This is a genomic window from Burkholderia sp. BCC0506, assembly GCF_902833145.1.
Classification (GTDB): domain Bacteria; phylum Pseudomonadota; class Gammaproteobacteria; order Burkholderiales; family Burkholderiaceae; genus Burkholderia.
The window spans coordinates 208121-230275 of the sequence record NZ_CADFEN010000011.1 but is presented as its reverse complement, the minus strand read 5'-3'; the positions used below and the strand labels follow the sequence as shown (position 1 = coordinate 230275).

Below are 22155 nucleotides of genomic sequence, written 5' to 3'. Positions count from 1 at the left end.
GTCGTGCCCTGTTTCACCCCGGGTGGACGCCGATACCCGGTACGCCCCGTTTGCGCGCCGGGCCACGGTGTGCCGAAATGTATTTAACACCAATCCGCGACGCCCGGCGTGCCTGCTTGCATCAGGGGATACGCTCGGTCGCCGGGCCACGGCCGGTGCGCCGACAGATTGCTGCGACGCACCAAGGCCGCGCGCCGCCCGTCAATCCTTGCGGATGTGCTCGGCCAGGAAGTCGATCAACAGCCGCACGCGCGGCAGCAAGCCGCGCCGCGACGGAAACACCGCGTGCACCACGCCGCCCTTCGGCGCCCAGCCGGGCAGCACGTCGATCAGCGTGCCGTTGCGCAGGTCGTCCTCCACGACCATGCACGGCAGTTGCACGATACCGACGCCATGAATCGCCGCATCGCGCAGCGCGTGCATGTCGTCGGTCACGAAGCGCGGGTGATGGCGCAACTGCACCTGCTCGCCGTTCGGCCCGACCAGTTGCCACACGTGATGCCGCGCCGGCCCCCAGTCGAGGCTCGGCGCGCCGGCCAGCTCGGCCGGGCCCGACGGCGCGGGTCGCCCGTCCAGCCACTGCGGCGCGGCCACCAGCCGCTGCGGGCTGTCGGCGAGCACGCGCATCACGAGATCGCTGTCCTCCAGCGGCGGGAAGCGCACGCGCAGCGCAAGATCGAATCCTTCGCTCAACAGGTCGACGCGGCGATTCGTTGCCTCGAGATGCACCTGGACCTGCGGATGGATCGCCATGAAGCGCGCGATCAGCTCGCTCACGCGGTATTCGAGCAACGCGGTCGGGCAACTGACGCGCACGACGCCGCGCGGCTGCGCGTGCCGGCGCTCGACCACCTCGCGCGCGGCATCGGCCTCGACCAGCACGGCGAGGCAGCGTTCGTAGAATTCGCGTCCGGTTTCCGTCACCGTGAAATGACGCGTCGTGCGCTGCAGCAACCGCACGTCGTACTGCGCTTCCAGCGCCGCGATGCGCCGGCTCAACGTCGATTTCGGCATGTCGAGCGCGCGCCCGGCCTGCGTGAACCCGCCGTGCTCGACCACCTTCACGAAGTAGTAGAGGTCGTTCAGGTCATCCATGATTGTTCCACTGGTCGAACACTGACGGCATTTTAAGGGACTGGAACAGCCGTTGTCGCACGCATAGCATTCTGGTTCGACGTGTCCTTTTACATCCTGCCCTGTCTCTGGAGGCAACCATGGCAAGCGAACCGATCCGCGACCCCGCGAACGACCACCTGCTCACCCCGCAGAACGCCGCATTCATCGTCATCGATTACCAGCCGGTCCAGGTGAACTCCATCGCGTCGATGGATCGCCAACTGCTGATCAACAACATCGTCGGCGCATCGAAGGCGGCGGTGGCGTACGACCTCCCGATCGTTCACTCGACCGTCAACGTGAAGACCGGGCTGAACAAGCCGCCGATCCCGCAACTGCGCGCGGCGCTCGAAGGCTATCCGACCTACGACCGCACGAGCATCAATTCGTGGGAAGACGTCGAGTTCCGCCAGGCCGTCGAGGCGACCGGCCGCAAGAAACTGATCATGACCGCGCTGTGGACCGAAGCGTGCCTGACGTTCCCGGCGCTCGACGCGCTGAAGGCCGGCTACGAGGTGTATGTAGTCGTCGATGCGGTCGGCGGCACGTCGGTCGCCGCGCACGAAGCCGCGCTCCGCCGCATCGAGCAGGCCGGCGGCCGGATGATCAGCGTCGCGCAGCTGTTCTGCGAATTGCAGCGCGACTGGGCGCGCAGCGCCACCGTGCCGGCGTTCATGAACCTGTTCATCGAAACCGGCGGCACGGCCGGCATCCAGTTCTCGTACGACAAGAGCTGACCGGCCCGAGCGCGCGCGGCGGCCGGCGCTGTCGGGCCGACGCCGCGTGCCCTTGCCCTGCTCCGTGGCGCCGGCGCGACCGGCGCGCGAGCCCCGCATCGCGGCCTCCCGGGCCGCGTTTTCGTATCCGTGATTCAATGTCGATTGAACCGGCGCGCCATCCGGCGGCACGGCGATGTGAACCCTCATCGAACGACCTTCACTGGATCACCTTGACGAACCCTGCCGAAATCAAGGCGCTCGTTTTCGATGTCTTCGGAACGATCGTCGACTGGAGAAGCGGTGTCGCGCGCGGCGCGGCCGCATTCCTGGACCGCCACGCGCCGACGCTCGACCCGTTCGCGTTCGCCGATGCGTGGCGCGCCGAATATTCGCCGTCGATGGAAGAAATCCGCAGCGGGCGCCGCCGCTACGTGCGGCTCGACGTGCTGCATCGCGAGAACCTGGTCCGCACGCTCGACCGTTTCGGGATCGACAACGTACCCGACGCCGACATCGACGCGCTCAATCTCGCGTGGCACCGGCTCGATCCGTGGCCCGATGCCGTCGCCGGGCTGCACCGGCTGAAGCAGCGCTACATCATCGCGCCGCTGTCGAACGGCAATATCCGGCTGATGGTCGACGTCGCGAAACACGGCGGGCTGCCGTGGGACGCGATTCTCGGCGCCGAGGTGGCCCGCGCGTACAAGCCGTCGCCGGCCGTCTATACCGAAGCGGTCGAGATTCTCGGCCTCGCGCCGGCCGAGCTGTGCCTGGTGGCCGCGCACAACGGCGACCTGGCCGCCGCGCGCCGGCTCGGGCTGTCGACCGCGTTCGTGCTGCGGCCGACCGAGCACGGGCCCGGCCAGACGACCGACCTGAAAGCGGACGACGCGTGGGATTTCGACGTCAGGGACCTGAACGAGCTCGCGGATCGGCTCGAGTGCTCGGGTTGAGTGCCGCCCGTCGCGCCCCGCCCGTCGACCACTATGCCGGCTCGCCGACGAACCGCAGCGCCCCCGACTCCCCCGACAGCAACGCGCGGTTCGCGTCCGCCGCCGCGCGCAGGTAATCCCACAGCGCGGTCACGCGCCGCAGCTTGCGCAGATCCTCGCGGCACGTCAGCCAGAAACACCGCGTGACGACCACGTCGTTCGGCAGCACGGGCACCAGCGCCGGCTGCGTGGCCGCGATGAAGCACGGCAGGATCGCGAGGCCGCCGCCCTGCAGCGCCGCGAAGTACTGCGCGATCACGCTCGTCGTGCGCAGGCCCGCCGTCGCGCCGGGTACCGCGCGGTCCAGGTACAGCAGTTCGTTGCTGAACGCGAGATCGTCGACGTAGCTGATGAACGCGTGCCGCGCGAGATCGTCCGTGCACGCGATCGGCGCGTGGTTCGCCAGATAGTCGCGCGTCGCATAGAGCCGCAACTGGTAGTCGCACAGCTTCGTGACCACGTAAGGCCCGCGCTCGGGGCGCTCGAGCGTGATCGCGAGATCGGCCTCGCGCTTGGGCAGGTTGACGAAATGCGGCACCGGCAGCAGGTCGACCGTCACGTGCGGATGCTCGGCGCGAAACCGCGCGAGCTGCGGCGCGAGGAAAAAGCAGCCGAACCCTTCGGTGGACCCGATCCGCACGTGCCCCGACAGCGCCTCGCCCGTGTTCGCGACCTGGTCGCACGCGGATTGCACGGTCGTTTCCATCGCATCCGCATACGCGACGAGCCGCTGCCCTTCGGCCGTCAGCGTGAAACCGCCGGAGCGCGACTTGTCGAACAACAGCGTGCCCATCGCAGCCTCGAGCGCGCGGATGCGCCGCGCGACGGTCGTATAGTCGACGCCGAGCCGCTTGGCGGCGCCGCTTGCGCGCTGCGTGCGCGCGACCTCGAGGAAAAAGCGCAGGTCGTCCCAGTTCAGGTTGCCGGAAACCGGCTCGGTGGCATGTCGCATCGGCGAAGGAAAAAGGCGGGCGTCTCCGGGCCGGCCGTCGATATGCATAAATGCACATCCAAACGGTTTCTTTATCGGTACATGATGAATCTGCGCATAACTATACTCGACCGTGACCTGCGGACCATGAGCCGCGGGCAATAAAACCGGAGACACCATGCAGACCCGATCCACCCTCGATGAGCATGCGACCATCGCGACGCCGGCGCCCGAGCGCACCGCGAAGCACTACCTGCTGGCCGGCTGGGCCAGCATGGCCGGCACCACGATCGAGTGGTACGACTTCTTCCTCTACGGCACGGCCGCCGCGCTCGTGTTCAACCGCATCTTCTTCCCGTCGCTGGACCCGGTCGTCGGCACGCTCGCCGCGTTCGGCACGTTCGCGGTCGGCTTCATCGGCCGGCCGATGGGCGGTATCGTGTTCGGCCACTTCGGCGACCGCATCGGCCGCAAGTCGATGCTGATGATCACGCTGCTGCTGATGGGCGTGCCGAGCATGATCATCGGGCTGATCCCGTCGTACGACAGCATCGGCTACTGGGCTGCCGCGCTGTTGATCGCGATGCGCTTCCTGCAGGGGATGGCGGTGGGCGGCGAATGGGGCGGCGCGGTGCTGATGGCCGTCGAGCACGCGCCGAAGGGCCGCAAGGGGCTGTTCGGCAGCCTGCCGCAGACGGGCGTCGGGCTCGGCCTGATCCTGTCGTCGCTGGCGATGGCCGCGGTGGCCGCGCTGCCGGAAGCCGACATGCTGTCGTGGGGCTGGCGCGTGCCGTTCCTCGCGAGCATCGCGCTCGTCGGCCTCGGCTGGTTCATCCGCGCGAAGGTGCCGGAATCGCCCGACTTCGAGAAGATCCGCAAGCAGGGCAAGGCCGAGAAATCGCCGGTGACGGCCGCGCTGCGCCGCCATCCGCGCGAGGTGCTGACGATCGTCGGCGCCCGCGCGGCCGAGAACACGTGGTTCTACATGGTCGTCACGTTCGCGCTCGCTTACGCGACGCAGCAGTTGCATCTGCCGAAAGCCGAGATGCTGCACGCGATCACGGCCGGTGCGGTGCTGTCGCTCGTCACGATGCCGCTGTGCGGGCATCTGAGCGACCGCATCGGCCAGCGCCGGATGTTCGCGATCGGCCTCGTGCTGATGTGCGCGTTCGCCGCGCCGTTCTTCATGATGCTCGGCACGCAGCAGACGTCGTATGCATGGTGGGCGATCGTGCTCGGCCTCGGCGTCGTGTTCCCGGTCCTCTATGCGCCGGAATCGCTGCTGTTCGCGCAGCAGTTCCCCGCGGAAATCCGCTACAGCGGCATCTCGCTGTCGGTGCAACTGGCCGGCGTGATCGGCGGCGGCTTCGCGCCGATGATCGCGACGTCGCTGCTCAAGGCCGGCGGCGGCCAGCCGCACTACGTGATCGCGTACCTCGTCGGCTTCGGCGTGTTCGCGCTTGCCTGTACCGCGCTGATGCGTCCGGCGCGCGCCTGAGCACGCGGGCCTGCCTCACCCGATTTCAGTTCGACCTGCCGTCCACCGTGCCCGCACGCGCGGCGGACGCAGGCCGCCCTTTTGCTTCGCATCACCACCGTTTCCCCCGGAGAGTTCCATGAACGCCGCAGTTCCCCAGACCACCCTCGCCCTGCCCACCGCCAAGCTGCTGATCGACGGCGCGTTCGTCGAGTCGCAAAGCGCCGAATGGGGCGACATCGTCAACCCCGCGACGCAGGCAGTGATCGGCCGCGTGCCGTACGCGACGCTCGACGAGGTCGATGCCGCGATCGCGTCCGCGCAGCGCGCGTTCCAGACCTGGAAGACGACGCCGATCGGTGCGCGCATGCGCATCATGCTGAAGTTCCAGGATCTCGTGCGTCGCAATCTCGAACGGATCGCGCACACGCTGACGGCCGAGCAAGGCAAGACGCTGCCCGATGCGCAGGGTGATATCTTCCGCGGCCTCGAAGTGGTCGAGCATGCGTGCTCGATCGGCACGCTGCAGCAAGGCGAATTCGCGGAGAACGTCGCGGGCGGCGTCGACACCTACACGCTGCGCCAGCCGATCGGCGTGTGCGCGGGCATCACGCCGTTCAATTTCCCCGGGATGATTCCGCTGTGGATGTTCCCGATGGCGATCGTATGCGGCAACACGTTCGTGCTGAAGCCGTCAGAGCAGGACCCGCTGTCGACGATGCAGCTCGTCGAACTCGCGATCGAGGCCGGTGTGCCGCAAGGCGTGCTGAACGTCGTGCACGGCGGCAAGACGGTGGTCGACCGCCTGTGCACGCACCCGGACATCAAGGCGATCTCGTTCGTCGGCTCGACGCGCGTCGGCACGCACGTGTACAACCTCGGCAGCCAGCACGGCAAGCGCGTACAGTCGATGATGGGTGCGAAGAACCACGCGGTCGTGCTGCCCGACGCGCATCGCGAGCAGGCGATCAACGCACTCGTCGGCGCGGGCTTCGGCGCGGCCGGCCAGCGCTGCATGGCGACGTCCGTCGTCGTGCTGGTCGGCAGCGCGCGCGACTGGCTGCCCGATCTCGTCGAAAAGGCGAAGGCGCTGAAGGTGAATGCAGGCGCCGAAGCCGGCACCGACGTCGGCCCGGTCGTGTCGAAGGCGGCGAAGGCACGCATCCTGTCGCTGATCGACGCCGGCGTGAAGGAAGGCGCCAAGCTCGAACTAGACGGCCGCGACGTGAAGGTGCCCGGCTACGAGCACGGCAACTTCGTCGGCCCGACGATCTTCTCGGGCGTGACGACCGACATGTCGATCTACACGGAAGAAATCTTCGGGCCGGTGGTGGTCGTGATGGAAGCCGCGACGCTCGACGACGCGATCGCGCTCGTCAACCGCAACCCGATGGGCAACGGCGTCGGCCTGTTCACGCAGAGCGGCGCGGCGGCGCGCAAGTTCCAGAGCGAGATCGACGTCGGCCAGGTCGGCATCAACATCCCGATTCCGGTGCCGGTGCCCTACTTCAGCTTCACCGGTTCGCGCGGCTCGAAGCTCGGCGATCTGGGCCCGTACGGCAAGCAGGTCGTGCAGTTCTACACGCAGACGAAGACGGTCACCGCGCGCTGGTTCGACGACGACGCGACGGCCGGCGGCGTGAACACGACGATCGCGCTGCGCTGATGCCAGGCACGAGGAGCCCGCACATGGAAATCGCATTCATCGGACTCGGCAACATGGGCGGCCCGATGGCCGCCAACCTGCTCAAGGCCGGCCACGCGCTGACGGTATACGACCTCGATGCGCACGCGGTCGACGCCGCGGTGCGCGCCGGCGCGACGGCGGCCGGCTCGCCGCGCGATGCGGCCGCGCGCGGCGCGATCGTGATCACGATGCTGCCGGCCGCGCAGCACGTGCGCGCCGTCTACCTCGGCGACGACGGCGTGCTGGCCGGCGCGCGCGCCGGCGCGACGCTGATCGACTGCAGCACGATCGACCCCGGCACCGTGCGCGCGGTGGCCGAAGCCGCCGCGCAGCGCGACTTCCCGCTCGTCGACGCGCCGGTGTCGGGCGGCACGGGCGGCGCGCAGGCCGGCACGCTGACCTTCATGGTCGGCGCGCACGGCGCGCTGTTCGAGCGCATCCGCCCGGTGCTGCTCGACATGGGCAAGAACGTCGTGCACTGCGGCGGCACCGGCACCGGGCAGATCGCGAAGATCTGCAACAACCTGCTGCTCGGCATCTCGATGATGGGCGTATCGGAAGCGATGGCGCTCGGTGCCGCGCTCGGCATCGAGCCGGCCGTGCTGGCCGGCATCATCAACACGTCGACCGGCCGCTGCTGGAGTTCGGAGACGTACAACCCGTATCCGGGCGTGAGCGACACCGCACCGGCCGCACGCGGCTATACGGGCGGCTTCGCGGCGAACCTGATGCTGAAGGATCTGGGGCTCGCGACCGAAGCCGCACGCAGCGCGCATCAGCCTGTGTGGATGGGCGCGCTCGCGCAGCAGCTCTATCAGTCGATGAGCCAGCAGGGGCTCGGCACGCTCGACTTCTCCGCGTGCGTGAAGCTGTACGAGGCGCGGCCGGCCTGACGCGCCCCGCCGACGGCGGACGTGCGCCGACCCGCGATGCGCCGGTACGGCATCGCGGGTCGGTTTGCATGCGGGGGAAGGAAAACGCAGGCGGCATCGCCATGCCGCCGGTCGGTCAACCGCGCGGGTTCGACGCCGTCTCGAAGGTCGGATGGCACTCGAACGCGAGCTCGGAGCGGGCGTCGATGCGGCGGCCGCCGGTCACCGACTCCTGCTTCACGCTCGCGCGCATCCCGCGCTGCGTGCAGTAGTGGGTGGCTTCGCTGACGGCCTTCTCGTGGGCATCGGCCCACGTCGTCGACACGCCGACCGTGCGCGTCGTCACGGTGAACACGTTCGGGTTCGACGTCGCGGTCACGTCGGAAGCAGTCGAACATGCGGCGAGCAAGCATGCAGCAGCCGCAATGGTCAACCATCGCAGGGTTCGAAAAGAGACTGGAATGGACATGGAGGGCAAGCGCACGCCGGTCGACGTGCATTGAGCAACATAGGCGTCAGTATGCCTGCTCGATCGCCGGAGATCATGCCCCTTTCGGTGAACACATTGTTTCGAATGGTTAAACGATGGCCGAATCAGGCAAGATTTACAGCCATCGTCGGCGATCTTTTTCGGCGGGCAGGTCATTTCGCCCTGGCCGGCGCATAGCGCACGGATGCGCGTTTTTACAACCGCGTCGATCGTACAGTCCGCCCCCGCCGCACCGCGCGCCATCCCGCGCCCAGCACCGCCGTTCGCCGGCCTCTGTCTCCGTACAGGCACATCGCTTGCACCATTCCTGCGCCCGCCATCCGGCGGACAGCCATCTTCCTTCCAACCGGCGCTGCGCTCCGCGCGATCCTTCGCGCGGCGGTCCCGCATCGCAATGCAGGTTTCCTGAACGAGAGGACGACATGAAATCAATACGAACGATAGTGGCCCTGTGCTCGGTCATTTCCGTGCTCACAGCGTGCGGCGGCGGCGACGACGCCGGCACCGTACTCGGCATCTCGAAGCCGCAGGCGCGCTTCATCAACGCGGTGCCGGCCGGCCCGAACCTCGACTACTACCTGAATGCGAAGATCGATCAGTCGGGCGTCGCCTACAAGGGCGTGACGCGCTATCACGACATCGATTCGGGCACGCAGAACGCGAGCTACGACGTATCGGGCACGACCACGACCGTCGCCTCTCAATCGTTCAGCGCGGCGAACGGTCACCATTACACGACGATCGCGCTGCCGAGCACGACGTCGCTGATCTCGGTGATCGACGATCCGTACGACAAGGGCCTGCTGTCGGACAAGGCGCGCGTGCGCAGCTTCAACGCATCGCCGAACGCGCAGAACGTCGACGTGTACGTCGTGGCGCCGGGCACCGACATCACGACGGTCAGCCCGACGATGGCCGGCGCCGCCTACCAGAACGCCGTACCGGCCACGACGCAGGATTCCGTCTACCTGAACGGCGGCACGTACCAGGTGGTCGTCACGACGGCCGGCAGCAAGTCGCCCATCCTCAAGACCGCGCCGGTCAGCATCGGCAACAATGCCGACTGGCTGCTCCTGACGATTCCGTCGGGCGGGGTCGGCGACGTGACGCCGAACGACATCCACGTGCTCGTCGCGCAGGGCAACGACGCCGATACGTCCGCGCAGGAACTCGGGCCGCAGTAAGGGCCGGAAACGACGCGCGGCGGCCGGTGCGACTCGCTCCGGCCGCCGCGCGTCGGCGCCCGCCTCAGTCGTCGGACCGCTCGAGGCAGATCACGTGCTCGGCACGCGTGCCGTCGCCGTGCTCGATATCGACGTCGCCGACATGGCGCACGCGCCAGCCCGGCCGCGTCGCGATCTGCGGCATGTTGCCGGATGGCCGGCTCTCGATCCCGCCGAGCCCTTCGTCGGGCGTATCGACCGCCTCGTCGAGCGACGCGTTCGAATAGATCACGTTGTCCTGCAGCTCCGACGCGCCGGTGCGCGCCTCCATGCCCTTGCCGTCGACGTCGACCGTGTTGTCGGTCATCGCCATGTTCGCGTTGTCCAGCGTGACGATCCGGCCGGCCGCCCGGCGTACCGGATCGCCGCTGTCGACCGCATGCGCGTCGACGTCGATCGCCGGCAGCCCGGTCGGCATTTTCCCGGCGACGGCCTCGGGCGTCAGCGGACGCCGCGCGACCTGCGCCGCCTGGGTTGCCGCGTCGGGCATGTCGCCGGCCGCCGGCGTCTTCACCGGGCTCTTCTCGATCTGTTCCCGCTGCTTTTCCGGGGTAGGGTTCGATTCCGCGTTCTGCATCGCACCTCCTTGGCCGGCCGGCGGACGCCGGCATCACACCGGCGCCGCCGGGCCGGAAATCGCTACAACGGTCCTTGCAAATCTTTCATGCGCGCGGCCGCGCACGCGCGCCCTCCGGCGCGCGTGCCGGTCGGCACGGCCCCTCGGCGACGGACGGCGCGCCGACGCGCCGTCCGCCTCGGCGCCCCGACCGCCCGTCAGCCGCCGCTCGCGCCGCCTGGCGCGGAAGCCGCGCCCGGCAGGCTCGCACCGGTGTCGCCGCTGCCGCCGGCGGCCCCGCTGCTCGGCGTGCCCGACGGCGCGGTGGAAGGCGCGGGCGACATGCCGCCCGTGGCGCTCGCACCGGTGCCGGTGTCGTTCTCGCTCTTCTTCTGACAGCCCGCACCCGCCGCCAGGCCCGCGATCAGGATCCCGGCGAAGACGGCTCGCGATACGTGACGAAATGAATATCGCTGCATGACACCTCCGCTGATGTCGATGTGGATGGAACCCGTTGATTCGCAATTTGCGTGCCGCCCCCGGCCGCCTCGGCCGCACGCGCTCCATTCGTTTTTCGAATGACGCCCAGCCGAATATTTAATTTCCCATCGCCGGGCCCGCCGCCCATACTCGCGAACAAATCCGAGACATAACGTCCACGGCGGCCGGGCCCGCGCCGCGTACACACGCGGCGGGTTTCGCGCCCCGCACATGGAAGGAGACAACGGCGTGCAACTGGAAGCCATCCACCGCGCGGGCCTCGGGCCCGGCGCGGATGACGACGCATCGCATCGAACCGACACGGCCGCGCGCGATCCCGCGCCGAGCCCGCGGCTGCACAACCCCGACCTCGCGCCGACCCGGGCCGAAGGCCGCACCTGGGGCCGCTACAGCATCTTTGCGCTCTGGACCAACGACGTGCACAACATCGCGAACTACTCGTTCGCGATCGGGCTGTTCGCGCTCGGCCTGTCGGGCTGGCAGATGCTTGCCGCGCTCGCGATCGGTGCGGTGCTCGTGTACGGCTTCATGAACCTCACCGGCTACATGGGCCAGAAGACCGGCGTGCCGTTCCCGGTGATCAGCCGGATGAGCTTCGGCATCTACGGCGCGATGCTGCCCGCGATGATCCGCGCGGTGATCGCGATTGCATGGTTCGGGATCCAGACCTATCTCGCGTCCGTCGTGCTGCGCGTGCTGCTCACCGCGATCTGGCCGGGCCTCGCCGCATTCGACCAGAACGCGATCCTCGGGTTGTCGACGCTCGGCTGGATCACGTTCGTCGCGATCTGGCTCGTGCAGATCGGCATCCTCACGTACGGGATGGAGATGGTTCGCAAGTACGAGGGCCTCGCCGGCCCGGTGATCCTCGTCACGACGCTGTCGCTCGCCGCGTGGATGTTCAGCCGCACCGGCGGCCATCTCGCGATGTCGATCGGCAAGCCGATGACGGGCCTGAAGATGTGGACCGAAATCTTCGCGGGCGGCTCGCTGTGGCTCGCGATCTACGGCACGCTGGTGCTCAACTTCTGCGATTTCGCCCGTTCGTCGCCGAGCGCGAAGACGGTTCGCGTCGGCAACTTCTGGGGCCTGCCGGTCAACATCCTGGTATTCGCGACGATCAGCTTCGTGCTGGCGGGTGCGCAGTTCAAGCTGAACGGCCAGATCATCCACAGCCCGACGGAAATCATCGCAACGGTGCCGAACAAGCTGTTCCTCGTGCTCGGCTGCCTCGCGTTCCTGATCGTGACGGTGGCCGTGAACATCATGGCGAACTTCGTCGCGCCGGCCTTCGTGCTGACGAGCCTCGCGCCGCACCGCCTGTCGTTTCGCCGCGCGGGCCTGATCAGCGCGACGATCGCCGTGCTGATCCTGCCGTGGAACCTGTACAACAGCCCGATCGTGATCGTCTATTTCCTGTCCGGCCTCGGCGCGCTGCTCGGCCCGCTGTACGGGATCATCACGGTCGACTACTGGCTCGTGCGCAAGCAGCGCGTGAACGTGCCCGATCTCTATACCGAAGCGCCGACGGGCACGTACTTCTACACGCGCGGCGTGAACCGCAAGGCGCTCGCGGCACTCGCGCCGTCCGCGCTGATCTCGATCACGCTCGCCGTCGTGCCGGCCTTCGGCGCGATGACGCCCTTCTCGTGGCTGCTCGGCGCCGCGATCGCCGGCAGCGTGTACTGGCTGCTGGCCGATCGCAAACGGCACTACGAAGCGCGTTCGGGCGAACACATCGCGGTCGCCTGCGCGCAACACTGACACACGCATACGGAGTCACCGATGAGGATCCTGGTAGTCAACGTCAACACGACCGCATCGATCACCGACGCGATCGCCGCGCAGGCGCAAGCCGCCGCGTCGCCCGGCACGGAGATCGTCGGACTCACGCCGCGCTTCGGCGCGGAGTCGGTCGAAGGCAACTTCGAAAGCTACCTCGCGGCGATCGCCGTGATGGATCGCGTGTCGAGCTACGACGAACCGTACGACGCGGTGATCCAGGCCGGCTACGGCGAGCATGGCCGCGAAGGGCTGCAGGAACTGCTGACGGTGCCCGTCGTCGACATCACCGAAGCGGCCGCGAGCGTCGCGATGCTGCTCGGCCATCGCTACTCGGTCGTCACGACGCTCGACCGCACGGTGCCGCTGATCGAGGATCGCCTGAAGCTCGCCGGGCTCGATGCGCGCTGCGCGTCGGTGCGCGCGAGCGGCCTCGCGGTGCTGGAACTCGAGGAGAATCCGGCCCGCGCGATCGAGTCGATCGTCGGCGAGGCGCAGCGCGCGGTGAAGGACGACCACGCGGAAGTGATCTGCCTCGGCTGCGGCGGAATGGCCGGGCTCGACCGGCAGATCGAGGAATGCATGGGCGTGCCGGTCGTCGACGGCGTATCGGCCGCGGTCGCGCTCGCCGAGTCGCTGGTGCGCCTGAAGCTGAAGACGTCGAAGGTCCGCACGTATGCGCCGCCGCGCCCGAAGCGGATCGTCGGCTGGCCGGGCACCTTCGCACGATGACGGGCCGCCGGCCGGCTGCCGCGCCGCGCGCACGCCCCGTATCGCCGGGACGCGTATCGCCATGCGAGACCCGCTAGACCCGGCCGCCCCGCTCCGCGACACGTCCGACGCCGCGGGCGCGCTCGACGTGCTCGATGCACGACTGATGCGCATCCTGCTCGTGCTGCTGACCGAGCGTACCGTGTCGCGCGCGGCCGTGCGCCTGAACATGTCGCAGCCGGCGACGAGCGCCGCGCTCAAGCGCCTGCGCACGCTGCTCGGCGATCCGCTGCTGGTGCGCAGCCGCTACGGGATGGTGCCGACCGAGTTCGGCGCGCGGTTGATCGAGCCGCTGCGCAACGCGCTGCGCGTGATCGACTTCATCCGCATCCAGCAGCCGAGGTTCGACGCGCGCACGTCGGTGCGCACCTACCGGATCGGCTGCCCCGACTACCTGAACGTGCTGTTCGTGCCGAAGCTCGTCGCGCTGTTTCGCGAGCGCGCGCCGAACGCGCAACTGGTGTTTCATCCGCTCGGCGACGGGTTCGACGACGAGCGCGCGCTGGCCGACGGCGAGCTCGACGTCGTGATCGACAACCGGCCCGCGCGCCAGTCGCGCTTCCGGCAGGACGACCTGTTCGACGACCGCGTCGTGTGCCTGATGCGCACGACGCATCCGCTCGCGCGGCGCGGCGCGATGACGGCCGCCACGTTCGTGGCGGCGCCGCAGCTGTGCCCGACGCCGTCGTGGCTCGAAGCGTCCGGCGCGATCGACCGGCAGCTCGAACGCGTGGGCCTGCACCGGCGCATCGCCGTCACGCTGCCGCACTTCGAACTCGCCGCGCATGCGCTGGTGCGCACCGACCTGATCCTCACCACCACGTACCGGCTCGCGCGACACTACGCGAAGCTGCTGCCGCTCGCCGCGGTCGCGCTGCCTGCCGAGCCGCCGGACATCGTGTACCGGATGACGTGGAACGAATCGGGATCGTGCGCGGAAGGCGGCCGGTGGCTGCGCGGACTGATCGCGGAAGCGACGCGTGCATGGCTCGACGCCGAGGCGAGGCTGCCGGCCGTCGCCGCGGTCGCCGCGGTCGCCGCGGTTACCACCGCTACCGCCGTTGCCGCTTCCGGGGCCGAGGCGGACGCCGCAAAAACCTCGCCGAGCGCCGCCGATCCACCGGAGCCCACACGGCGCACGCGCCGCAGGCGGGCCACGCATTGTCATGCGTCGCACCGGGCGCGCGTCGCGCAGGCGGCACGCATCCATCGCATCGCGACGAAGTCGCCCTGACCGGCGCCGCCGCCGAGCCTGCCCGATCCGCACGGCCGCCGCATGTCGGCGAAACGCTCGCCCCGAGCGTCGACATCGTGATCGTGCGCGACGTCACGCGCGTTCACGCATCGATTGCGCAAGCAACCTGCATGCAACGACAGCCGGCACGCCGCTCACCGTCGGCGCATCGGCCGTCCATTGGGGCCGGTCGCCGCGCACCGTCGCCGCGCGAATATGCATTTCACGATTCGATGTTTGTCGGCCGGAAAGCGATTCCGTAACCTGCCCGGCAGCCGCGCCATCCGCGCGCGGATCACCGAGGACACGCCGCCGATGACTCACTCTTTCGCCACGGCGCGCCGCCGCACGCTGCAGCGCCTTGCCGCCCTCGCCGCCGCGCCGCTCGCCGGCGGTCTCGCACCGCCCGCCCGCGCGGCGGGCGCCGACCTGTCGGGCGTCACGCTCGTCCTCGGCGATCAGGCCGGCGGCCTGCGTGCGCTCGCCGAAGCCGCGCGCGTGCTCGACGGCACGCCGTACCGGTTCCGCTGGGCCAACTTCCAGGGCGCCGCGCCGCTGTTCGAAGCGCAGCGCGCGGGCGCGATCGATCTCGCGCCGGCCGGCGACCTGCCCGTGCTGACGGCCGCGCTCGGCGATCCGTCGTTGCGGATCGTCGCGACGCGCGTCGGCTCGCCGGCGTCGCTCGGCATCGTCGTGCAGCCGGACTCGCCGGTCCGCTCGGTGGCCGACCTGAAGGGGCAAACCGTCGTCGTGTCGTCGGCGCGCGGCAGCATCTCGCAATACCAGCTGTACGGCGCGCTGCGCGAACACGGGCTCGCGCCGCGCGACGTCGAGGTGCGCTTCGTGCTGCCGGTCGATGCATTCGCTGCGTTCGAGGCGAAGCGGATCGGCATCTGGGCCACGTTCGATCCGTACTACGGGCATGCGGTGCGACGCGGCGCGCGTGTCGTCCGCGACGGCAGCGGCATCAATTCGGGGCTCGCGTTCCTCACGTCGCCGGTCGAAACGCTCGACGATCGCGGCAAGCGCGCGGCGCTCGCGGACGTGCTCGCGCGGCTCGCCCGCGCGGGCCAATGGGCGCTCGCGCACCCGGCCGACTACGCGAGCGTCTATGCGTCGCTCACGCGCCTGCCGCCCGATGCGGCCACCGATATCGCACGCCGGGCCGCGCTCGCGCAGCGCAGCCTCAGCGGCGCCGACATCGACGTGCTGCAGCGCGTCGCCGATCGTGCGGCGGCGGACGCGATCCTGCCGCGCCGCGTCGACGTCGCGTCGATCGCCATCCGGGACGTGTCGGCCTGAGTGGCGCCACGCGAGGCGCGACGCGCGCTCAGCGCGGCCGCGCCATCTCGAGATCGGGCACGTCGTCGCCGAACGTCGACGCGACGAGCGTGCGCATCGCGGCCACCAGCAACGTCGGCCCCGACTGGTTGAACGTGCAGCGTTCGCCCGCGGCCGGCACGGCGCGGTGCAGCACCGCACGCCAGGCGCCCCGCCCGCCGTCGCGCTCGAACGCGGCAAACGGCAGCCGCTCGACGATCGGGCCGCCGTCCGCCCACGACGACGAGGGCGCGAACGGCGTCGGCACACCGCCCGGTTCGCGGATCGACGTGCACCCGGACGCGTCGGCTCGCGGCGCATCGTGACCTTCCGCGATCGCGACCCAGTAATCCAGCGACGCGCCTGTCAGGTCCTGGACTTGCATGGCCCTCTCCGTATGACCGTTCTCCCGAACGACGCCCTGGGTGCCGTATGCACGGCCGCAAGGACTGCGTTCCACGCGCGACAGGATTTCGTCCCCCGTCGCACCGCGATAAGCATAGTTCAAATCGTTGCTTGTCCGGCCCAGACCGGTCATCGAGAATGATCCGACGGACCGACACCCGACAGCCGGCACCGCCGCCCCGACAACGTACTCCTGATCGATCGATTCATGCTTCCACTGCGCCTGCTGCGATCGCTGCTGATCGCGTCCCTCATTGCATTGCCGGCCGCCGCCGCGCACGCCGACAAACCTGCCGTCATTCGTATCGGCGTCGCCCAGCAAGGTGCCGGCGATCCGCCGACGTTCGGCGGATCGAGCGCCGCGACCGTGCAGTTGCAGCAGCTCGTCGAAAAGGAATTCGCCGCCGACGGCATCCAGGTGCAATGGCTGTTCTTCAAGGGCGCCGGCCCGGCCGTCAACGAGGCGATCGCCAACAAGGCACTCGACTTCGCGTACCAGGGCGACCTGCCCGCCGTCCTCGCGCGCTCGAACGGAATCAAGACGCGCCTGCTGCTCGCGGCAAGCGTGCGTTCGGGCATCAAGATCGCGGTGCCGCCCGATTCCACGATCCGCTCGATCAAGGACCTGAAGGACCGCCGCGTGTCGATCTTCCGCGGCACCAACCTGCAGCTCGTCGCCGACAACGCACTCGCGAAGAACGGCCTCGGCGAACGCGACCTGCGCGTGATCAACCTCGACGCCGCCAGCTCGCTCGCCGCGCTCGCGTCGAAGGGCATCGACGCATCGGTGGGCGATTACGGGCTGTACAAGCTGCGCGACGCGGGCCTCGCGAAGATCATCTACGAATCGCAGAACGACGGCCCGCAACTGACGCGCCAGACTCACCTGCTCGTGCTCGACGATTTCGAGCGCGCGCACCCGGACATCGTGCAGCGCGTCGTCACCGCGTTCGTGAAGGGCGCGCAATGGTCGTCCGACGAAGCGAACCGCGATGCGCTGTTCAAGCTGTGGGCGAAAAGCGGCGTGCCGTATGCGTCATGGCAGGCCGACTATGCGAACCAGCGCCTGAAGGAGCGCCTGTCCCCGCTGATCGACCCGTTCGTCATCGCGCGCTACAAGGCCGTCGCGCAGGATGCGCTGAACCTCAAGCTGATTCGCCAGCCGGTCGACGTCGACGGCTGGTTCGAGCCGAAGTATCTCGACCATGCATTGCGCACGTTGAAGCTCGACAACTACTGGCCGCGTTACGACGCCGCCGGCAAGCCGCTCTCCTGACCGGACCGGCCCCGATGAGCGACACCGCGTTTCCCGTCCCGTCGTCCGAATCGCACGCGCTCGCCGCGCCACGGCGCCGCGCGGCTGCGCTGCAACGGCTCGCGTGGCAGCTCGCGCCGTGGCTGCTGCCGGCGCTGCTGTTCGCGCTGTGGAGCGTCGGCAGCGCGCGCGGCTGGATCGCGCCGCAGATCCTGCCGCCGCCCGAACGCGTGGTCGACACGCTGGCCGAGCTCGCGTCGAGCGGCGATCTCGCGCGCCATACGCTGATCAGCCTGCAGCGCGTGCTCGTCGGCTTCGCGGCCGGCACGCTGCTCGGTGTGGCGATCGGCGTCGCGCTCGGGCTGTCGCGCACGCTGGAAGCGTACGTGCTGCCGAGCTTCAACGCGCTCGTGCAGATCCCGGTGCTCGGCTGGCTGCCGTTCCTGCTGCTGCTCGTCGGCGTCGGCGAACCGCTCAAGTACCTGCTGATCGCGCATGCGGCGCTCGTCCCGGTCACGCTGAGCACGTTGCAAGGATTTCGCCAGACGCCGCCCGCCCTCGACGAAGTCGCGCGCGGGTTCGGCTACACGCGCCGGCAACGCATCGTCCACGTCGTGCTGCCGGCCGCGATCCCGACGCTCGCGACCGGCGTGCGGCTCGCGTTCACGAAGTCGTGGCTCGCGCTCGTCGTGGTCGAACTCGTCGCGTCGTCCGAAGGGCTCGGCTACCTGATCGTGTATGGGCGGCAACTGTTCCAGCTCGATCTCGTGATGGCGGCCGTGGTCGTGGTCGGCGCGGTCGGCCTGCTGATCAACCGCGCGCTCGACGCCCTCGAAGCGCGCCTGCGCCGCGGCGTGCCGTCCGCGTTTCGCGGCTGAACCGGCCTGCCTGCCCAACCGAAGGAGACTGTCCCGTGCCGCACGCCGCCACGCCGTCACCCACCCCGTCCGCAACTGCCGCCCGCCGCCTGCATGCGCCCGACTGGCGCGGCGTCGTGCTGCCGCTCGCGGCGTTCGCGCTCTGGTGGGCGATCGCTTCCGCCCACCTCGTGAAAAGCGGCCTGCTCGTCGGCCCCGCCGACGTGTTGCGCACCGCGTGGGCGCAGGCCGCGAGCGGCGCGCTCGGCCGTGCGTTGTCGGCATCGCTCGCGCGCGAAGCGTGCGGGTTCGCGATCGGCGCGACGGGCGGGCTGCTGCTCGGCGCCACGCTCGGGCTGTCGCGCATCGCCGCGCGGATGGTCGGCCCGAGCTTCGACACGTTCAAGCAGATCTCGCTGTTCGCGTGGATTCCGCTGATTTCCGTGTGGTTCGGGCTCGGCGACGTCGCGAAGGTCGTATTCCTGTCGCTCGCCGCGCTGCTGCCGGTCGCCGCCCATACCTGCGACGGCATTCACGCGGTACCGCGCGCGTACGTCGACGTCGCCCGCGCGCTGCGCTACTCGCGGCTCCAGCTCGTGCGCCACGTGATCCTGCCGGCCGCGCTGCCGTCGATCTTCACCGGCCTGTATCTCGGCCTGATCTATTCGTGGCTCGCGACGCTCGGCGCCGAATACCTGCTCGTCGCCGGCAGCGGAATCGGCAACACGCTGATCGACGGCAGCGAGCAGTTCCGGATGGATCTCGTGCTGTTCGGGATCGTCGTCGTCGGCGTGACCGGCTGGGCGCTGAACGCGGCCGCGCGGGCGATCGAACGCAAGGTGCTGGCCCGGCGCGGCGACCTGACGCGCTGAGCGCCCCTTTCCTCCCGTATCGCCCTCTTCCTCGTACCGCCATGACGACTCTGACCTCCGATTCGCTCGACATCCTCCATGTCAGCAAGCACTACGCGCAACGCGGCGCGGCGCTTGCCGTGCTCGACGACGTATCGCTGCACGTGCGCGCCGGCGAATTCGTCACGATCGTCGGCGCGAGCGGCTGCGGCAAGTCGACGCTGCTGCGGCTCGTCGCCGGGCTCGACACCGACTACGCGGGCGAAATCCGCGCAGGCGGCGAACGCGTGCGCGACACGTCGCTGCAGCGCGGCATCGTGTTCCAGGATCACCGGCTGTTTCCGTGGCTGACCGTCGAGCAGAACATCGGTGCGGCACTGCGCAACGCGCCGCTGGACGCCGCCGCGAAACGGCGCGCGATCGCGGAGCACATCGCGCTCGTCGGGCTGAACGGCTTCGAGCACGCGTTTCCGAACCAGTTGTCGGGTGGGATGGCGCAGCGCGTCGCGATCGCGCGCGGCCTCGTGAACCGGCCGCGCGTGCTGCTGCTCGACGAGCCGTTCGGCGCGCTCGACGCGCAGACGCGCGCGAAGATGCAGAACGAACTGCTGCGCATCTGGGAACAGGAGCGCATCACGATGATCCTGGTCACGCACGATGTCGACGAAGCCGTCTATCTCGGCGACCGCGTCGTCACGATGGCGCCGCGTCCGGGCCGCATCGCGCGTATCGTCGACGTCGCGCTGCCGCGCCCGCGCCGGCGCGATTCGCCGGCGTTCGCGCAATTGCGCGACACCGTGCTCGCCGATTTCGACGACGGCGAGCCGCCGGGCGACGACGCTTCGGGCGGCCGGCGCATCGACACGGCGCGCCCGCACCGGATCGGCGAATGGCGGCTCGCGTGGTAGCGATGCCACGCGTGCGCATTGTTCAGCATCACGACAGATATCGTTCATCGCAGCGCGCACGCTAAGGTTGTGACGATTCATCGGTTCCGGTTCCGCGCGGCGCCTGCTTGAATGGAGCCTCGACCGACCCGACTCCCAGGAGACTCCCGATGTCCGAAGTCCAGCACGCCGCTCACTCGTCCTCGCCTGCTTCGCACGCCGCGCCGCGCACGGCCGCCGTCCCGCTTCAGCTTCGCCAGGTCGCCGGCCGGATCGGCGCCGAAATTTCCGGCGTACGGCTATCGGCCACGCTCGACGATGCGACGTTCGATGCGGTGAACGCCGCGCTGCTGCGTCACAAGGTGCTGTTCTTCCGCGGCCAGCACCATCTCGACGACACCGCACAGGAAGCGTTCGCGCGCCGCTTCGGCGATACGGTCGCGCACCCGACCGTGCCGTCCGTCGACGGCAGCGCGGCCCTGCTCGAACTCGATTCCGCGCACGGCGCCCGCGCCAATTCGTGGCACACCGACGTGACCTTCGTCGACGCGTACCCGAAGATCTCGATCCTGCGCGCGGTCGTGATCCCGCCGTTCGGCGGCGATACCGTATGGGCCAACACGGCCGCCGCGTACGCGCATCTGCCCGATTCGCTGCGCGCGCTCGCCGATACGCTGTGGGCGCTGCATACGAACGCGTACGACTATGCGTCGACGCACGTGCATGCCGACGACGCGCAACTGAAGCGCTACCGTGAAGTGTTCACGTCGACCGTCTACGAAACCGAGCATCCGGTCGTGCGCGTGCATCCGGAGACCGGCGAACGCACGCTCGTGCTCGGGCATTTCGTGCAGCGGCTCAAGGGGCTGTCGGCGCAGGATTCCGCGCACCTGCTGCAGGTGTTCCACGAGCACGTGACGCGTCTCGAGAACACCGTGCGCTGGAACTGGCAGGAAGGCGACGTCGCGATCTGGGACAACCGCGCGACCCAGCACTACGCGATCAACGACTACGGCGATGCGCGACGCGTCGTGCGCCGCGCGACCGTGCACGGCGACGTGCCGGTCGGCATCGACGGCCGCCGCAGCGTCCTGCTGAAGGGGCCGGGCGCCACGCTGCAATAACGCACACGTCCCGCGGCGGCGCCCTGTTTCCCTTTCCCGCGCGCCGCCGCGCCACCTCCTGCAGGACACCCGCCATGAACCGCACGCCACCGGATCGACGCCTGCTCGCGCAACGATGTCGTCCGCCTTCCCCGTTCACTTTCGCCAGGAGCGTCGCATGAGCGCCCTACCCGAACCCGCCGCCCAGCCGGTCGACGTGATCCCGCTGTCCGCCCACATCGGTGCGGAAATCCGCGGCGTCGACCTCACGCAACCGTTGACCACGCCGCAGATCGCGGCAATCCGCGCCGCGCTGCTGAAATGGCGCGTCGTATTCTTCCGCGAACAATTCCTCACGCACGAGCAGCATGTCGCGTTCTCCGCGCAGTTCGGGGAGCCGACGGTCGGCCACCCGGTATTCGGGCACGTCGACGGCCATCCGGCCGTCTATTCGATCGCGAAGCATCGCAAGGCGACGCGCTTCGAAGGCGAGCCGGTACGCCGGCCCTGGACCGGCTGGCATACCGACGTGACGGCCGCCGTGAACCCGCCGTGGGCATCGATCCTGCGCGGCGTGACGATCCCGCCGTACGGCGGCGACACGCACTGGACGAACCTCGTGCGTGCGTACGAAACGCTGTCCGCGCCGCTGCGCGGCTTCGTCGACACGCTGCGCGGGATCCATCGCTTCACGCCGCCGCCCGGCGCGCGCGCGACCGGCGCATTCGACGACGCGGTCGAGCGCCGCCCGCTCGTGACCGAACATCCACTCGTGCGTGTGCATCCCGAGACCGGCGAACGCGCGCTGTACGTGAGCCCGAGCTTCCTGAAATCGATCGTCGGGCTGACGCCGCGCGAGAGCCAGGCGCTGCTCGAACTGCTGTGGGAGCACGTGACGCGGCCGGAATTCACGATCCGCTTCAAGTGGGAGCCGCGCAGCATCGCGTTCTGGGACAACCGTGCGACCGCGCATCTCGCGCCCGTCGACATCTTCGATCTCGACTTCGACCGCCAGCTCTATCGGACGACGCTGATCGGCGACGTGCCGGTCGGCCCGGACGGCCGGCCGTCGGTCGCGCTCGAAGGCACGCCGGTCGAAACGGCGGCCGCCGTCGCGCTCGACTGA

The 22155-nt window shown here is 69.3% G+C and carries 22 protein-coding genes; 17 read left to right on the top strand and 5 right to left on the bottom strand.

The features are described 5' to 3' along the window. Nucleotides 1-201 precede the first annotated feature (201 nt). On the bottom strand, nt 202-1095 hold the full coding sequence (locus tag HWX62_RS24720; RefSeq protein WP_175928211.1) for a LysR substrate-binding domain-containing protein: 894 nt from the start codon (nt 1093-1095) through the stop codon (nt 202-204). A 119-nt stretch (nt 1096-1214) separates the two neighbouring features. Between HWX62_RS24720 and HWX62_RS24715 the strand changes: the two genes are divergently transcribed. After that, nucleotides 1215-1853: a hydrolase gene (locus HWX62_RS24715; protein WP_109342213.1), complete on the top strand. Its 639-nt coding sequence runs from the start codon at nt 1215-1217 to the stop codon at nt 1851-1853. Between the two features lie 212 nt (nt 1854-2065). After that, entirely contained in the window at nt 2066-2788 is a 723-nt protein-coding gene (locus HWX62_RS24710; protein WP_175928210.1) for a haloacid dehalogenase type II, read from the top strand. A gap of 31 nt (nt 2789-2819) precedes the next feature. On the opposite strand, the gene HWX62_RS24705 is transcribed toward HWX62_RS24710, so the two are convergent. Next, the gene (locus HWX62_RS24705) at nt 2820-3779 is read right to left on the bottom strand and encodes a LysR family transcriptional regulator (protein ID WP_175928209.1); all 960 of its coding nucleotides are present in this window, start codon (nt 3777-3779) and stop codon (nt 2820-2822) included. Nucleotides 3780-3936: 157 nt separating this feature from the next. Here HWX62_RS24705 and HWX62_RS24700 point away from each other — a divergent pair, with 157 nt between their 5' ends. The 3 genes from HWX62_RS24700 to mmsB all read left to right on the top strand — a co-directional run bounded on the left by HWX62_RS24700 (nt 3937) and on the right by mmsB (nt 7815). Then, a complete protein-coding gene (locus tag HWX62_RS24700; RefSeq protein WP_175928208.1) occupies nt 3937-5256 on the top strand; it encodes an MFS transporter in 1320 nt (439 codons plus the stop codon). A 118-nt stretch (nt 5257-5374) separates the two neighbouring features. Then, nucleotides 5375-6901 (top strand): CoA-acylating methylmalonate-semialdehyde dehydrogenase, encoded by a 1527-nt coding sequence (locus HWX62_RS24695; protein WP_175928207.1) that lies wholly within the window; start codon nt 5375-5377, stop codon nt 6899-6901. 23 nt (nt 6902-6924) lie between these two features. Continuing rightward, on the top strand, nt 6925-7815 hold the full coding sequence (gene mmsB, locus HWX62_RS24690; RefSeq protein WP_175928206.1) for a 3-hydroxyisobutyrate dehydrogenase: 891 nt from the start codon (nt 6925-6927) through the stop codon (nt 7813-7815). Nucleotides 7816-7930: 115 nt separating this feature from the next. Here mmsB and HWX62_RS24685 read toward each other — a convergent pair whose 3' ends face one another. Beyond that, entirely contained in the window at nt 7931-8263 is a 333-nt protein-coding gene (locus HWX62_RS24685) for a hypothetical protein (RefSeq protein WP_175928205.1), read from the bottom strand. Between the two features lie 443 nt (nt 8264-8706). Here HWX62_RS24685 and HWX62_RS24680 point away from each other — a divergent pair, with 443 nt between their 5' ends. Further along, nucleotides 8707-9468 (top strand): DUF4397 domain-containing protein, encoded by a 762-nt coding sequence (locus HWX62_RS24680; protein ID WP_175928204.1) that lies wholly within the window; start codon nt 8707-8709, stop codon nt 9466-9468. A gap of 64 nt (nt 9469-9532) precedes the next feature. On the opposite strand, the gene HWX62_RS24675 is transcribed toward HWX62_RS24680, so the two are convergent. Next, complete coding sequence (locus tag HWX62_RS24675) at nt 9533-10084, bottom strand: DUF3005 domain-containing protein (RefSeq protein WP_006491052.1); 552 nt, start codon at nt 10082-10084, stop codon at nt 9533-9535. A gap of 252 nt (nt 10085-10336) precedes the next feature. Here HWX62_RS24675 and HWX62_RS33245 point away from each other — a divergent pair, with 252 nt between their 5' ends. From HWX62_RS33245 to HWX62_RS24650, 5 genes are all read left to right on the top strand, one after another. Then, entirely contained in the window at nt 10337-10459 is a 123-nt protein-coding gene (locus tag HWX62_RS33245; protein WP_279610473.1) for a hypothetical protein, read from the top strand. A 315-nt stretch (nt 10460-10774) separates the two neighbouring features. Beyond that, nucleotides 10775-12328, top strand: a complete 1554-nt coding sequence (locus HWX62_RS24665; RefSeq protein WP_175928203.1) for an NCS1 family nucleobase:cation symporter-1 — start codon at nt 10775-10777, stop codon at nt 12326-12328. Nucleotides 12329-12349: 21 nt separating this feature from the next. After that, entirely contained in the window at nt 12350-13078 is a 729-nt protein-coding gene (locus HWX62_RS24660; RefSeq protein WP_175928202.1) for an aspartate/glutamate racemase family protein, read from the top strand. Nucleotides 13079-13139: 61 nt separating this feature from the next. Continuing rightward, the gene (locus HWX62_RS24655; protein ID WP_175928201.1) at nt 13140-14351 is read left to right on the top strand and encodes a LysR family transcriptional regulator; all 1212 of its coding nucleotides are present in this window, start codon (nt 13140-13142) and stop codon (nt 14349-14351) included. A gap of 315 nt (nt 14352-14666) precedes the next feature. Next, the gene (locus HWX62_RS24650) at nt 14667-15653 is read left to right on the top strand and encodes an ABC transporter substrate-binding protein (RefSeq protein ID WP_175928200.1); all 987 of its coding nucleotides are present in this window, start codon (nt 14667-14669) and stop codon (nt 15651-15653) included. 28 nt (nt 15654-15681) lie between these two features. Here HWX62_RS24650 and HWX62_RS24645 read toward each other — a convergent pair whose 3' ends face one another. Next, complete coding sequence (locus tag HWX62_RS24645) at nt 15682-16056, bottom strand: phage protein NinX family protein (protein WP_175928199.1); 375 nt, start codon at nt 16054-16056, stop codon at nt 15682-15684. A gap of 228 nt (nt 16057-16284) precedes the next feature. Between HWX62_RS24645 and HWX62_RS24640 the strand changes: the two genes are divergently transcribed. The 6 genes from HWX62_RS24640 (at nt 16285) to HWX62_RS24615 (ending at nt 22155) form a co-directional block, all read left to right on the top strand. Further along, nucleotides 16285-17352, top strand: a complete 1068-nt coding sequence (locus tag HWX62_RS24640; protein ID WP_175928198.1) for an ABC transporter substrate-binding protein — start codon at nt 16285-16287, stop codon at nt 17350-17352. 14 nt (nt 17353-17366) lie between these two features. Then, complete coding sequence (locus tag HWX62_RS24635) at nt 17367-18209, top strand: ABC transporter permease (protein WP_175928197.1); 843 nt, start codon at nt 17367-17369, stop codon at nt 18207-18209. Between the two features lie 35 nt (nt 18210-18244). Next, complete coding sequence (locus tag HWX62_RS24630; protein ID WP_175928196.1) at nt 18245-19060, top strand: ABC transporter permease; 816 nt, start codon at nt 18245-18247, stop codon at nt 19058-19060. Nucleotides 19061-19101: 41 nt separating this feature from the next. Next, complete coding sequence (locus HWX62_RS24625; protein WP_175928195.1) at nt 19102-19947, top strand: ABC transporter ATP-binding protein; 846 nt, start codon at nt 19102-19104, stop codon at nt 19945-19947. Between the two features lie 149 nt (nt 19948-20096). After that, on the top strand, nt 20097-21050 hold the full coding sequence (locus HWX62_RS24620; RefSeq protein ID WP_175928194.1) for a TauD/TfdA family dioxygenase: 954 nt from the start codon (nt 20097-20099) through the stop codon (nt 21048-21050). 157 nt (nt 21051-21207) lie between these two features. Further along, nucleotides 21208-22155 carry a TauD/TfdA family dioxygenase gene (locus HWX62_RS24615; RefSeq protein WP_175928193.1) on the top strand — a complete coding sequence of 316 codons (948 nt, stop codon included), beginning with the start codon at nt 21208-21210 and terminating at the stop codon, nt 22153-22155.